This window comes from Cytobacillus sp. BC1816, from assembly GCF_051353635.1.
GTDB lineage: Bacteria > Bacillota > Bacilli > Bacillales > Cytobacillaceae > Cytobacillus > Cytobacillus oceanisediminis_C.
The window spans coordinates 1619237-1633009 of sequence record NZ_CP195611.1 but is presented as its reverse complement, the minus strand read 5'-3'; the positions used below and the strand labels follow the sequence as shown (position 1 = coordinate 1633009).

The following is a 13773-nucleotide window of genomic DNA, read 5'->3' as shown; positions in this document are numbered from 1 at the left end:
AAGCACAACATATCATATTGATATATCACTTTGATACATTGAAAGGAGTTTTATTAATGTCTATAGAACATACAATTCTCGCTGTCCTAAGCTTTTGGCCCAGCACGGGCTATAATATTAAATCTGAATTTGAACACAAAGCTGCTGGCCTTTATTGGGGAATGAGCTATGGGAGCATTTACCCAAAATTGAAAAATCTGGAGAAAGAAGGATTTATCTATGCAATCGAGCAGGAAGATGAAGGAAGAAAGAAAAAAAAGTATGAGCTCACTGCAAAAGGCTGGAAAGAGTTTGAGAACTGGCTGAAGACTCCTCCTCCTTTTCCAGTTATAAAAGATGAATTGCTAATGAAAATGTCAACGTGGCATGAAGATATGGATAATGATGTGTTAATTAGCCATTTATTTAAAAGAAAAGAAGAAGCCACTGATATTCTAAAATTTGTACAGGAATGGCCGCGAAATGGATACTCCTATGTCAGCAGACTTGGCTGCCTCTCGATTCGATATGCAGAAATGAAGCTGGAAACAGAAATTAAATGGATTGAAGAATCAATTGAAGTTCTGCAAAATAATAATCTGCCAGTTGGCCAGGATCCTCACGGCAATACTGAAAAGCTGCTAAACAGGCGAAGGATGGCCATAGGCGGGGAAAAGGGGAATTTCCAATGAAACCCGGCATTTTTAAACCACTCAAGCTGAAACCCTTTCGCTCTCTTTTTGGTGCGCAGCTATTTTCCGATTTGGGTAACTGGCTCGATTTTATTGCTTTGCAGGTTATTGTTGCTTATCACTGGGGGCTTGATGAAACGGCAATTGCCTCTGTCATTATTGTTCTCGGTCTTCCATGGGTCATTATCGGCCCATTTGCAAGTGTGTTTGTGGACAGATTGCCGAAAAAAGCTGTTATGATTGTTTGCCTTCTTTTAAGAATTGTCTTTGTCGGAGGCTTGTTTTACGCTCCCAACCTATACATTCTGCTATTATTTGTGTTTTTAAAGGGAACCGTATCAGCCCTTTACGACCCGGCAAGGCAGAGTGCGATCCGGATGGTTGTACCTGACAGCATGCTGCCTGAAGCAGTAACTCTAAGCCAGCTTTCAGTCAATACCATGAAAATTGCAGCGCCAGCTTTAGGCGGAGGGATAATAGCAGTTCTCGGACCAAAAAGCCCCTTTTTATTTGAAGCAGCAGGATTCATTGTATCCATTATTTTCCTTTCGTTTCTTCCCAGCTTAACATCTTTTGAGGAATCAGATAAAAGAATGGCTGAAACCTCTACTGTCAAAACAAGTTTTTGGAAAGAATTTTCAGAGGGCATAAAACATATTTTCCATGCTCCCCTTTTAAGGATCTCAATTATTCTTTCTTCTGCAGCTTTTTTCATCATTTTCCTTTATGATGGGTTATTTATTTTTATTGCAAAGCAGATTGGCTTTAATGAGGGAAATTTCGGATTGCTGATCAGTGCAGTAGGAGCAGGCAGTGTGGCGGGCTCACTTTTGCTGGGCCAGTGGACAGGGTGGAACCGAAAACCCGTCCACTTAATGAGTTCTTCGGCCATATTAAGCGGCACTTTTATTGTAGCTGTTGGACTCGGAGGCTTAGGTTTTCTAAATTTCCCTGCACTGGTCTGGATAATCGGTGCATGTCTATTAGGTCTTTTAGGTGCGGGAGAATCTGTTCCTTACGGCTATGTGCTCCAATCTGAAACACCAAAGCAAATGATGGGCAGAGTTTCAGCTGCCGCCATGTCCCTGCAGACTTTTTCCATGCTTATTGCACCTGCGGCAGGAGCTCTTCTTGCAAAACAGCTAGGCGCCTCTTTTGTTATGATTGGCGCTGGTTTGGCAACAACATTATTAGGTTCAACAATGCTGATGATAATATGGAAAAAATCAGGATCCTTCCAACCTATAAGAGGGAAACAGCTGGATGGATAAGCTTTTGTAATAAAAGCCTATCCTAAGTTGGTTTTATTGACTAAAAAGGGTATAATATGTTTATACCCCTTTATAATTTGAAAGGAGATTGGAAATTGAATTCTGATAAGAAACAATATCCCCATCTGCAACCAACGGTTGAAAACCTCTCTCAAGCCATCTTCACCGTTAACCGCCATGCAAAGACAGCACCAAACCCTAAATTTTTGTATAAATTAAAGCACGATGCACTTCAAAAGTTAATTAAAGAAGGAAAAGCCCGGAAAGCAGGCCTTCACTATTCTGGCAATCCAAAAAACAGCCAGCAGCAGTCAGATGTTCTTGTAAAATGCGGGAATTATTCTTTCCACCTTCCGCCTTCTAAAGAGGATTTCTCAGAGCTTCCCCATTTGGGCAAACTCGATTCCTTCGTCAGAAATCCAAAATCTTCTCTATCTCTTAATGCGGCGAAAAAATTGCTTATGTCATATACAGAGCTAAAAGAGCTTAATAGCATGCCAAATGCAAAAAAGCACCGCTATGAAAAACCTGTATTTAAGAAATTAGGGGAAAGTTACTTTTAATCACAAAAAAGCTGGAATGAAAATTCCAGCTTTTTCTTTGTGGTGGTTCTATAATGCATGCTGATCTATCAAAAGCACCAATTCTGCAATTTCAGGCTTGCTCACCTGCGCATTGGCTCCAACCATATGGCCCTTGTGGCGAAGATCTTCGGTAATCAATGAAGAAAAAATAATAACTGGAATTTTTGCCAGCACAGGGTGATCTTTAACTTTTTTAGTAAGGTGATGCCCGTCCATTTGCGGCATTTCGATATCAGTGATCATGAGCTGCACTTCCTTAGTGACATCGCGCCCCGACTTGGCTAAGGAATACAAATATTCATAAGCATCGTATCCATTTTCAAAAAATTCAATTTGAGAAAAGCCAGCTTCATTTAAAGTATCATTCAAAAGCTTTCTTAGGAGTGGAGAGTCTTCTGCAATAAGCAGCTTCTTGTCAGACCTTTCACGCTTTCCAAGTTTCTGCACCTTCTGAATGCTAATCCCTGAATCCGGATTTATCTCTGTGACCATTTTTTCAAAGTCAAGCAGCAGCACCATCTCATCTTCAAGCTTTATAATTCCAATAATCTGGCTTTCCTGCCCCTGATACATTTCAGAAGGCTTTTCAATTTGGTTCCAGGAAATGCGGTGAATTTTTGAAACATTATGAACATGAAAAACTATTTTCTGCTGATTAAACTCTGTCACAATAAACTTATCCTGCTGAGGGCTTTCTGAGGCCGGCATATTTAATGATGATGCTACATCCACTACTGGAAGAACCTCTCCCCTCAGTTCAATGATCCCTTCAATATTACGATGAGAATGCGGGACAGGAATGACTGGTACAGGATTAATAATTTCCTTCACTTTAATAACATTAATCCCAAATTTATTCCTTCCTATTGAAAACTCAACAATCTCCAGTTCATTCGTTCCGCTTTCCAGTAAAATGCCTTTTTTCTGTTCCACTTTATTCGCCCTTCCTTTTTCATATGCTTATATCTAAGTTCGCGGCTTCAATTTGTATGACGCTTGTTTTATGAGCAGCAAGACAGCACCGAGTATGAATCATGAATCTTTTTCTCTATTAATATACCATGAATGGATAAAATTTCTTATGAAAATTTTAGTTCATTATGAAAAAAGTCCTTATTTTGGGAACAGGAAGTCAGCTGCTTTGCTAAAACAACAAGAAGCAAGCCATTGGGGGCTTGCTTCTTCCTAGCACTATTGATGGATACCTAATCAGGAATGCTGTCGTCCTTAATTTTCGAATGAACAAACAGGCCAATTATCGTTAAAATCATCAATGAACCTAAAGCAAGTCTGCTTGCCAGGTTTCCATAGCTGGCAAAGATCAAAGTTATGCTTCCATAAATAACAGGTCCGATTATCGAAGATACTTTCCCTGAAAATGCAAACAAACCAAAAAACTGCCCTCTTTTATCTTCTGGAGTCAATTCCACAATATAAGTCCTTGTGGTAACCCACATGGAGCCCAGAGCGACGCCAAACATGCTGCCCGCAATCCAAAACATGGTTTCATTGACAGCCCCAACCGCAATTGCCAGAGCAACAAGAAGAAGGATCCCTACGTACTTAACCGCTTTGTAGGGCCCTTTCGCCTTGGTAATATAGCCAAATACAAAAGAACCAATTATACTGGATAATGTTGAAGCAAGATATAATAAAATGAATTGGCCAGTTGAAAAGCCGACAATCGTTTTTGCGTAAACAGCCATCATGGCAATCGTTGTGGCAATTGCATCATTTAAGAAAAAATAAGCAATCATGAAAGTGAAAATCGCCTTATAATGTTTCATATCTTTAAAAGTCTGCCAAATTTCCTTATAGCCTGATAAAAATTTTTGTTTTTCTTTTGCCTGGTAAGGCTTATCTTTTACTAAGAAAAACAGCGGCAAAGAGAACAGCAGAAATAGTAAAGCAGTTGGTATAAAAGATTCGTGAAAACCGTCATCTCCTACAAATAAATAAACTGTGAGGCCTACAAGGGTTCCGATATAGCCAACTGCCACCCCAAAGCCCGAAATCAACGGTATATCCTGCTTTGTTCCCAGGTCTGAAATCATGGCATCGTAAAAAACCAGACTGGAATGGAAAAAAAACTTTGCAATAATAAAACATATAATAACGAGTGCAAGATAAACTGGAAGCCCAAATATTTTCCCGCTAATCTGGCTTGATGCAAATACCCCCATTAAAATGGTCGCCATTACAGTAATAAGCGTAAAGATTACTATATATTTCTTTTTTCTTCCTGTCCTGTCTATCATAACCCCAAACAATGGAGAGAACAGGACAAGAAAAAAGCTTGCCAGCGCATTAGAATAAGAAATAAAGGTACTAGCTATCTGATTTAAAACTTCATTCTCTCCTATTACTTCCTGCAGGTAAAAAGGAAAGAAAATGGTATTAATATTTGAGGAAAAAATAGTATTAGCAAAATCGTAAAGTGCCCATGATACAATGGGCAGAGTCATATATAGCCTCCAGGAATTGAATTTCCCCTGTTTCTGCAGCTCCGTTTTTTCTATTTCCATGTCATCAGCTCCTTCAGGTAAAAAACACCTTATTCCTTATTCAAGACCTTTCTTTAAAACCCTTTTATTTTACCAAATTTTATTCAATGCAACTTTTTTTATAATTTAATGAATATTAAAACAACCTTTTTTATGCAACAATAGCAGAAATTAATTTAAAGTGGGGAAAAGCGAAAAGGTATGAACAAAGAGAATATAAAGCAATTAATCTACTTGTCTGATTGGTGAAGGCCAAAACAGGGGGGAATTTAATGAACAGGCAGAATTTTCCCGCATTTCCGCAATGATGGTGCCTTATTTCTTTGGCATCTTGTTTTATTGGGTCCATCATCCCGATCAGGAGCCTCTGCCTGTTTTGCTGCATGAAGTTATAGCATCGTACATTACAGAAAAATAGACTGTCAGCCGGTGTTATACACTAATGCCTGCTGACTGTATTATCTGCTTTTTATGGTGAATGTCATGTCCTATAAAGTCTGCAAAATAATCGCGCACAGTTAAGCTAGTGCTGCCGATTTTAAAAGCTGTATCCAGTTTCTCTTCTGACATGCCCTCAAGCATCTGAAGAAATTGTCTCCGCACTGATAAAAGTTCTTCAATAATCTCTAATTGTGCATGCTTTTTAGCGTATTCCAGTGCAGCATTATTAACACTTTGAAAATCAGGAAAGTTCTCAAGTACTGCACCCTCTTTAAAAAATGGGAAACGCTGTTCAATAGAATATCTATCCCAAAATAACAGATGGGCAACTACTGCCGCAACCGGCCATTTTCCAGCCGAGACAGGCTTTAGCCAATTTTCCCGGTCAAGATCTTTTATCGACTCAAGCCATACAGAAAAAGATTCATAGTGACTAATAATATCTTGCTTCTTCATTTTCATCCTCCCTTCCTAAAAATATATTCTGCATTCAGATAATAAATCCTTTTTATTGCTGACCCACAAAAAAAAGCTGCATTGCAACTCAGTGCCTGCAGCCCAATTAAAAATTATTATTGGTCCATATCTGCATAGAATACTGTTTTGATCATGATACAGCCCGTTGATCTCAGCACGGGACACTTGCTTTCCACAGGGAGGAATGAGAGCCTCCTTGGCTCCGCCTGCGGTTCTCCCACTCCCTCTCCTTGCGAGGACATTGAATAAGCTTCCTCTTAGGAACACCGGACAAAGAAAATGCGGAAGCTTTTTCGACGTTCAAGTGCCCACAGCGAAAATCAACTCATTATTTTTAACTTATTATTCAGTGATAAAGTAACGATTTTACTAATATACCTTATTTTTTTAATACAACTGTGCTTGCGATTAAATCATGCAAAGCCTGTTTTTTCTCTGTAAAGGCCGCAATGATATAGCCGATAAGGAAAATACCAGACAGGATGGCCATGGCCAAATATCTTCCAAGCGCCCTCCAGAAAGAAATGCGGTTTCCATTTAAGTCAGTCACTTTTAATCCCAGCAGCTTTTTGCCCACAGTTCCCTGCCATTTGGATGCATGCAGGCCTGCAAAATAGGCAACAGCAACGACAAGATTGACAAGAAAGGTTACTCCAAGTGCGCCAAAATAAGATCCCATGAATGCAATTGCTTCTTCATTGGTCATTTCTGTTTCCATATAAGATGGGTCGCTTATCATCGTATTAAAAGCGTCAGAAGTGCCAAAGAAAATCATAAAGATAACAATGCTTAGAATTGCAAGCGGAATTCCAACAATAATAGAATCGATTAAATAGGCCGCAAATCGGAGCCAGAATCCGCCATATTCCTTAGTGATTTCATAAGGCTGCTTCTCTAAAGATGTCTCCACTTTAAATCCTCCTTTATTTATTCAGCTGGAAAACTAACAAACTAAAAATATAGTTTCCACTATCTACTAATGTTAATCTCTACATGAATTATATTCAACTATTTGTAAATTTTTACACTCATTTATTTTTAACAAAAATTTCTCTAAAACGTTTTCATCTTGACTTTTTTGTGAACAGTCTTATAACAGTGTAGACACTGTTTTTCCCAAGTCATAAAATAAGTTTGTAAAGCTGAAAGCAAGTTTTATATAAATTAAAAAAGAGGTGCGATCAGGCATGAAAGGTACAGCAATCCTTTACCATGATGAACATAAAGTTACGATTTTGGAAAATGTGGAGCATTCTGTGTTTGAGGAAATGAAAGATCAATGCGGCGACAAACATTGCCGATGCCATATAGAAAATAAAGTAATCGATTTTGGTGCTGTATCCCCGGTATTATGGCATGAAGACGAAGTCGATTGGGATTACGGATACTAATTTTATTTTTACAGGCTCTGAAATATAATTCAGGCCTGTTTTATTTTTTTCTGTTTGCTCCCGCATCAAAGTGATAGAATATACATTATGATTATGCGAGGTGAACACATTGGAACATTTAATTAATCAAAGAGTGAAGGACATTGAAATTTCCGGAATCAGAAGGTTTTTCAATATGGTTGCCGGCACCAAGGACATGATTTCTCTTACAATTGGACAGCCAGATTTCCCGACGCCATTACATGTTAAAGAAGCAGCTAAACAGGCAATCGACGAGAACTTTACCTCCTATACACACAATGCGGGCGATATTCGATTACGGGAAGCTGCAGCTTCTTTTGTAAAATCAAAATATAACCTTACATATAACCCTGAATTAGAAATTATTGTGACAACGGGGGCAAGTGAAGCTATCGATATTGCATTCCGTACAATTCTGGATGAAGGATCGGAAGTAATTCTGCCTGGTCCTGTTTATCCCGGTTATGAGCCAATCATAAAGCTTTGCGGTTCAGTTCCGGTGCATACTGATATTTCCAGAAACAAGTTTAGATTTACTGCGGATTTAATTGCAGAACAAATGAGTGATAAAACAAGGTGCATTGTCCTTCCATATCCGTCGAACCCGACAGGTGTGAGTCTGAATTTGGAGGAGCTTGAGAAAATTGCTGCTCTTGTTAAAGGCAAAGATATCTTTATCCTTGCTGATGAAATTTACAGCGAACTGATCTATGATCAAATACACCACTCAATCGCTTCCCTTTTGCGGGAGCAAACTATAGTAATTAATGGACTTTCAAAATCCCATTCCATGACAGGCTGGCGCATAGGTCTTTTATTCGCACCGGAAAACCTGGCCAAACATATCTTAAAGGTACATCAGTATAATGTGACATGCGCAGCTTCTGTCTCCCAGATGGCAGCTCTTGATGCGCTGACAACAGGAATAAACGAGGCCATACCAATGAGGCATGAATATGCCAAACGCCGTGACTATGTATATGAACGACTAATACAAATGAATCTGGATGTAGTCAAACCGGATGGTGCATTTTATTTTTTCATAAAAATACCAGATGTATCAATGAACTCCTTTGAATTTGCCCTTTCTCTTGTTAAACATGCAGGAGTTGCAGTTGTTCCAGGCAGTGCATTCTCCTCATATGGAGAAGGTTATTTCAGGATTTCCTTTGCCTATTCCATGGACACATTAAAGGAAGGTCTTGACCGGATCGAAAAGTATCTGAAGGGTATATTGTAGCGAATCACTCAGTCAACAGCCCATTTCCCTTTTTAGGAGGAATTGCACTGTTTGTATATCCATTACTTCTAATTTCAATCTAAGCAAAAAGGCAGGCTCCCTGCCTGCCTTTTTCACCCTTACTGTCCCTGATATTGACCGCTGTTTTTCGATGCCTTTTCCTTTTTGGCTTTATCCTTATGAACTTTATTCGTGTCAGCACTTCCAAATTCGTGGGAGAATTCAGAATCAATGACAGCGGAATCGAAGCCTTTTTTGTTCTTTTGCTGAGGATCATTTTTCTTATTTCTTTTAGCCACCTGTCTAACCCCCCTTTTCACTTTCTTTATTAGTTTGAAGTGAAAAAAGGGGCTTTATTCATTAACAGGTGCAAATTACTTATCCCAATATTTATATAATGCCTGTGTACCGCTGTTTTCTTCCCCTTTTTCAGAAAGCCCGGCATACATTTTTTTTGCAAGAGCAAGCCCTGGAGTCATAATGCCCATTGCTTCTGCTTCATCTAAGGCGATATTCATGTCCTTAATAAAATGTTTTATATAAAAGCCTGGTTCAAAGTTGCCATCAATTATCCTCGGTGCAAGATTTGAAAGTGACCAGCTGCCTGCTGCACCAGATGATATGCTTTGAAGCACTGTCCTAGGGTCCAAACCTGCTTTTTCAGCATAAACTACCGCTTCACACACACCGATCATATTTGATGCAATCGCAATTTGATTACACATTTTCGTATGTTGTCCGGCTCCTGCTTTTCCTTGATAAACGATATTTGTTCCGAGAAGGTTGAAAATCGGCTCTACAGCGAGAAATGCGTCCCTGTCTCCTCCGGCCATTATTGAAAGCTTTGCATGCCTTGCGCCGATATCTCCTCCTGAAACAGGGGCATCTATTGCATGCATTCCTTTTTTGCCTGCTTCTTCGTATATCCTTTTGGCCAATGTAGGTGTCGAGGTGGTCATGTCAATTACATATGTATTTTCTCTGCCATTTGTAATAATGCCATTTTCCCCTAGATACACTTCCTCTACATCTGCCGGATAACCAACAATCGTAATTATTACATTTGCTTTCTTTGCAACTTCCAAAGGCGTCTCAGCCCACTCTGCCCCATTTTCTATTAGTTCAGAAGCTTTTTCTTTGGTTCTTGTATAAACAACTAATGGATAACCCGCTTTCAACAGATGTCCCGCCATGCTTTTGCCCATAACCCCTGTTCCCACAAAACCGATAACTGTATTTTCAGGTGAAATCAACGTACCCACTCCCTTTAAATAAATATCTGAATTTTTTATATTAATTCTACCATTCCTTTTCTTAGATTAAAAATATTAGATGTCCAAATAAAGACAAAAGACCAGGCAAATACCTGGTCCATCCCCAATTTTATGCGCGTAATTATTAATACCCAAATTAGATTAAAACAAAACTCCAATCATCACATTTGATTCCTTTTAAAGCTGTGATGAAAAGTTATTCAAGAATGCTCTAGCAATCACTTCATCCTCATTTAAAATTTCTACAGATACTGCATCTTCATTCACGATCATTTCTTCTATTTCGAAAACATGCAGGTCCTGTGTAAGAGGAATGGGATTCATAAAAATATAGTTTCCCTTTTCATTATTGACTTCTATATATTCCCCGTCAATTATCGTGTCCTCCCCATAAACAAACTCATCCGTACCCAGGGCAGCGGCCAGTTTTTCATTATGTATGGAAACCTTTACTTTGTATAATTCTTCTTCTGAAAGGATTTTATCATTAATTTTAAACCGGAACTGCAGCTCATTGTTTTTAGTAAGCAAGGCTTCAGCATGACTATTGACGATTGAGTCCTGGGCCCCCTGAATGCAGCCTGACATAGACATGGCTAATATGGCGGTAAGGATTAGGCAAATGAGCTTTTTATTCATAAGAATTCCTCCTTTTTCATCACCTTTTCCATTCTAGCCTTAAGATAAACCCCAATTAGAAAACTAAAACGTTACTTCAATTTAAGCGCACAAAATACAAAAGAAGCCCTTCCTGGCTTCTTTAGTGGAGGACACGGCTTAAAAATGAGCTCTGTATCTCATATAAGTCGTTTTTCTGCTTTTCTTTAATACACCTATATCGATCATGAAAGAGAAAGCTGATTATCATGGTAATCATTTCCCATCTCTCCTTTTTAAGTTGTAGCTTCATTATAGGAGAGTTTTAGATTCCGGATAACAATCGTAAGATGTGATTTCCATCATGCTTAAGGCTGAATAGCAGTTTTGACTGGAGAAGGATAAAAAATAAACCGGCCATTATTGGCCGGCTTAAAAGGGGGGAAAATGAGAATGATCAGCTTACTTAAGCCTGACCTAAGTGCTTACTTCTTATTTACCCGGGAAATTATATTTAAAACTCTTTAATTGTTTCAATTTGATTACAGTTTTGCTGCTTCTTTTACAGCTTTAACTACATCTTCTGCTGTATTCATATGAAGCGCTTTTTCAGCCAGTGCTTCCATGTCTTTTTTGTTTAGGCGACTTATTTGAGAACGAGCTTTAAGAATCGACGTAGCGCTCATGGAGAACTCGTCAAGTCCTAATCCCATCAGCAAAGGAATTGCGGTTTCATCGCCAGCCATTTCACCGCACATGCCTGCCCACTTTCCTTCCTTGTGTGCTGCGTCAATAACCATTTTAACTAAACGCAAGATTGCTGGATTATACGGCTGGTAAAGATAAGAAACACGCTCATTCATTCTGTCTGCAGCCATTGTGTACTGAATTAAATCGTTTGTGCCTACGCTGAAGAAATCAACTTCTTTAGCAAATTGCTCAGCCATAACAGCAGTTGAAGGAATTTCAACCATAATTCCAATTTCAATGTTGTCAGCAACCTCTGAGCCTTCGCTCATAAGCTTTTGTTTTTCTTCTTCAAGGATTGCTTTGCCCTGACGGAATTCATCAAGAGTTGCAATCATAGGGAACATGATTTTCAGGTTTCCATAGGTGCTTGCTCTTAACAAAGCCCTTAATTGTGTCCTGAACATATCCTGTTCTTCCAGACAGAGGCGAATCGCCCTGAAGCCCAGGAAGGGGTTCATTTCCTTTGGAAGGTTTAGATAAGGAAGCTCTTTATCCCCGCCAATATCAAGCGTGCGGACTACAACCGGTTTTCCGCCCATTCCTTCCAGGACAGCTTTGTAGGATTCGAACTGCTCCTCTTCTGTTGGAAGCTGGTCTCTTCCCATATATAAAAATTCCGTACGGTAAAGGCCAATTCCTTCTCCGCCATTTTCAACTACGCCCTTCAGATCTTTTGGAGTTCCGATATTGGCAGCCAATTCAACATGATATCCATCAGCAGTAACTGATTTTTCGTTGACTAGTTTTGCCCACTCAGTTTTTTGATCCTCGAATTTGCGATGTTCTTCTTTGTATTCAGCGATAGCCTCTGGGGTCGGATTAATATGTACCAGACCTTTTAATCCATCCACGATAACCAGATCGCCATTTTTAATTTGCTTTGTGGATTCCTTTGTCCCCACTACTGCTGGAATTTCCATGGAACGGGCCATAATGGCAGAGTGAGATGTTCTGCCTCCAATGTCAGTTGTAAACCCTTTTACGAACTGGCGGTTCAACTGAGCAGTATCGGAAGGAGTCAGGTCTTCAGCAATAATGATTACTTCTTCTGCAATCAAGCTGGGATTTGCAATTTGCACCCCAAGCAAATGAGAAAGTACGCGTTTTGTTACATCACGGATATCCGCTGCACGCTCTTTCATGTATTCATTGTCCATTTGTTCGAACATTGTAATAAACATATCTGCTGTCTCTTTTAAAGCAGATTCAGCATTTACTTTATCTGTTTTAATTTTATCTTCAATTGGCGAAATTAATTCCGGATCACTTAATACAAGAAGATGAGCATCGAAAATAGCAGCTTTATCAGCCCCAAGTTCTTTATGGGCATTATCGCGGATGACTTCCAATTCACCTTTAGATTCAGCTAATGCAGACTGAAAGCGTTCCACTTCCTGTTCAGCATTTTCTACTGTCTTTCTATCAAAAGAGAGATCCGGCTCAACCAAACGGTATGCTTTCGCTATTGCGATACCGCTTGACGCCGCAATTCCATTTAAAAAGCTCATTATTCAGCCAAACCTTCTTTTTTCAGTGTTTCTTCAAGGCTGTTAAGGGCATCCTGTTCATCGCCGCCTTCAGCAATAATAGTTATATCTGCACCTTGTCCAACACCTAAAGACATTACACCCATGATTGATTTTAGGTTTACCTTCTTTTCCTTGTACTCAAGGTGAATTTCTGAGTCAAATTTGCTGGCAGCTTGTACAAGCATTGTAGCTGGACGAGCATGAATTCCTGTTTCTGCAGTTACTTTAAATTGTTTTTGAACCATATGGGATCAATCTCCTTCTTATTAATGATTGTATTAAGATGTGCAAGGCGTTGCCTCACGAACTTAAAGACGGGAACTGGAACTTATTCAGCAAAATCAGCAGCAGGATGAAACAGTAATAATGCCGGGATATTTCGTCCTATATGCTGTTTTATTTTTTCCAACGCCCTATTATTCATGTATATAGTTGTTCAAAAAGGCTGAGAAAATTAATAAAATCACTTCGTCTTAAAGCTTCTCCGCACTTTGAAAACTTCCATAAAATCAGGAAATATTACCTGGCTGCAATTAAGTCATCGGACAACTTACATCTCAGACAAAAGAATAGCATTTCACATTCATTTAGACAATGAAAAACCCTTAATTTTTCACGTTTGTTCACACTTTTTTGAGTAAAACGCTTTCATTTTCCAATGATTTCTTCTTAATGTTTCAGATGCAATATTCCTTTTGATTTATGGCTGTGGATAATACTTATCTTGTTTTCTAACAAGTTTTGAAGTTTCTTTGTATTGAAGTACATTATAGCTGATTCGCATTTTTGAAATGATACCCTTTAGAGCCGCTTCATGATCGCCTTCCCGGTCCGTATACAATATGGCAAGATCCGATACGGATCGCGAAAGCATTTCTATGACATGTTTCAAGTCTTCATGATTATAAGAAGTGCTGTCTTCCATCAGATGTTCTAAAATATCTTGAGATAAGCTTTTCACTCTTAATGCTTTTTCAGATTCAACTTTCATTATTTTATCCCGCCTTTTTGATTGATTTTTCC

General features: G+C 39.0%; 15 protein-coding genes. 5 read left to right on the top strand and 10 right to left on the bottom strand.

Going from position 1 to position 13773, the window contains the following annotated elements:
* Positions 1-56: 56 nt before the first annotated feature.
* The 3 genes from ACR42H_RS08635 to ACR42H_RS08625 all read left to right on the top strand — a co-directional run bounded on the left by ACR42H_RS08635 (position 57) and on the right by ACR42H_RS08625 (position 2505).
* Positions 57-671: a PadR family transcriptional regulator gene (locus tag ACR42H_RS08635; RefSeq protein WP_436375583.1), complete on the top strand. Its 615-nt coding sequence runs from the start codon at positions 57-59 to the stop codon at positions 669-671.
* Positions 668-1942: an MFS transporter gene (locus ACR42H_RS08630; RefSeq protein ID WP_436375580.1), complete on the top strand. Its 1275-nt coding sequence runs from the start codon at positions 668-670 to the stop codon at positions 1940-1942. The genes ACR42H_RS08635 and ACR42H_RS08630 overlap by 4 nt, the downstream gene beginning before the upstream one ends.
* A 95-nt stretch (positions 1943-2037) precedes the next feature.
* The gene (locus ACR42H_RS08625) at positions 2038-2505 is read left to right on the top strand and encodes a YkyB family protein (protein WP_436375578.1); all 468 of its coding nucleotides are present in this window, start codon (positions 2038-2040) and stop codon (positions 2503-2505) included.
* A 48-nt stretch (positions 2506-2553) separates the two neighbouring features.
* Here the strand turns inward: ACR42H_RS08625 and ACR42H_RS08620 are convergent, their stop codons facing one another.
* The 4 genes from ACR42H_RS08620 to ACR42H_RS08605 form a co-directional block, all read right to left on the bottom strand.
* Positions 2554-3459, bottom strand: coding sequence for a chemotaxis protein (locus ACR42H_RS08620; protein ID WP_113881764.1), 906 nt, complete (start codon positions 3457-3459; stop codon positions 2554-2556).
* Positions 3460-3731: 272 nt separating this feature from the next.
* On the bottom strand, positions 3732-5051 hold the full coding sequence (locus ACR42H_RS08615; protein WP_113881762.1) for an MFS transporter: 1320 nt from the start codon (positions 5049-5051) through the stop codon (positions 3732-3734).
* A gap of 411 nt (positions 5052-5462) precedes the next feature.
* A complete protein-coding gene (locus ACR42H_RS08610; protein WP_243856133.1) occupies positions 5463-5927 on the bottom strand; it encodes a DinB family protein in 465 nt (154 codons plus the stop codon).
* Between the two features lie 400 nt (positions 5928-6327).
* Complete coding sequence (locus tag ACR42H_RS08605; protein ID WP_113881760.1) at positions 6328-6858, bottom strand: RDD family protein; 531 nt, start codon at positions 6856-6858, stop codon at positions 6328-6330.
* A 277-nt stretch (positions 6859-7135) separates the two neighbouring features.
* Between ACR42H_RS08605 and ACR42H_RS08600 the strand changes: the two genes are divergently transcribed.
* The gene (locus ACR42H_RS08600) at positions 7136-7339 is read left to right on the top strand and encodes a hypothetical protein (protein WP_009331014.1); all 204 of its coding nucleotides are present in this window, start codon (positions 7136-7138) and stop codon (positions 7337-7339) included.
* 109 nt (positions 7340-7448) lie between these two features.
* Complete coding sequence (locus ACR42H_RS08595; RefSeq protein ID WP_436375574.1) at positions 7449-8600, top strand: aminotransferase A; 1152 nt, start codon at positions 7449-7451, stop codon at positions 8598-8600.
* A gap of 119 nt (positions 8601-8719) precedes the next feature.
* On the opposite strand, the gene ACR42H_RS08590 is transcribed toward ACR42H_RS08595, so the two are convergent.
* From ACR42H_RS08590 to ACR42H_RS08565, 6 genes are all read right to left on the bottom strand, one after another.
* Positions 8720-8899: a hypothetical protein gene (locus ACR42H_RS08590; protein ID WP_113881758.1), complete on the bottom strand. Its 180-nt coding sequence runs from the start codon at positions 8897-8899 to the stop codon at positions 8720-8722.
* Between the two features lie 75 nt (positions 8900-8974).
* A complete protein-coding gene (locus ACR42H_RS08585; protein WP_436375571.1) occupies positions 8975-9853 on the bottom strand; it encodes an NAD(P)-dependent oxidoreductase in 879 nt (292 codons plus the stop codon).
* A gap of 198 nt (positions 9854-10051) precedes the next feature.
* On the bottom strand, positions 10052-10513 hold the full coding sequence (locus ACR42H_RS08580) for a hypothetical protein (protein ID WP_113881756.1): 462 nt from the start codon (positions 10511-10513) through the stop codon (positions 10052-10054).
* A 500-nt stretch (positions 10514-11013) separates the two neighbouring features.
* Complete coding sequence (gene ptsP / locus ACR42H_RS08575; RefSeq protein WP_436375568.1) at positions 11014-12729, bottom strand: phosphoenolpyruvate--protein phosphotransferase; 1716 nt, start codon at positions 12727-12729, stop codon at positions 11014-11016.
* On the bottom strand, positions 12729-12995 hold the full coding sequence (locus ACR42H_RS08570) for a phosphocarrier protein HPr (RefSeq protein WP_113881754.1): 267 nt from the start codon (positions 12993-12995) through the stop codon (positions 12729-12731). Before ACR42H_RS08570 ends, ptsP begins: the two co-directional genes overlap by 1 nt.
* Positions 12996-13450: 455 nt before the next feature.
* Positions 13451-13741 carry a hypothetical protein gene (locus ACR42H_RS08565; protein ID WP_436375565.1) on the bottom strand — a complete coding sequence of 97 codons (291 nt, stop codon included), beginning with the start codon at positions 13739-13741 and terminating at the stop codon, positions 13451-13453.
* Positions 13742-13773: the final 32 nt, after the last annotated feature.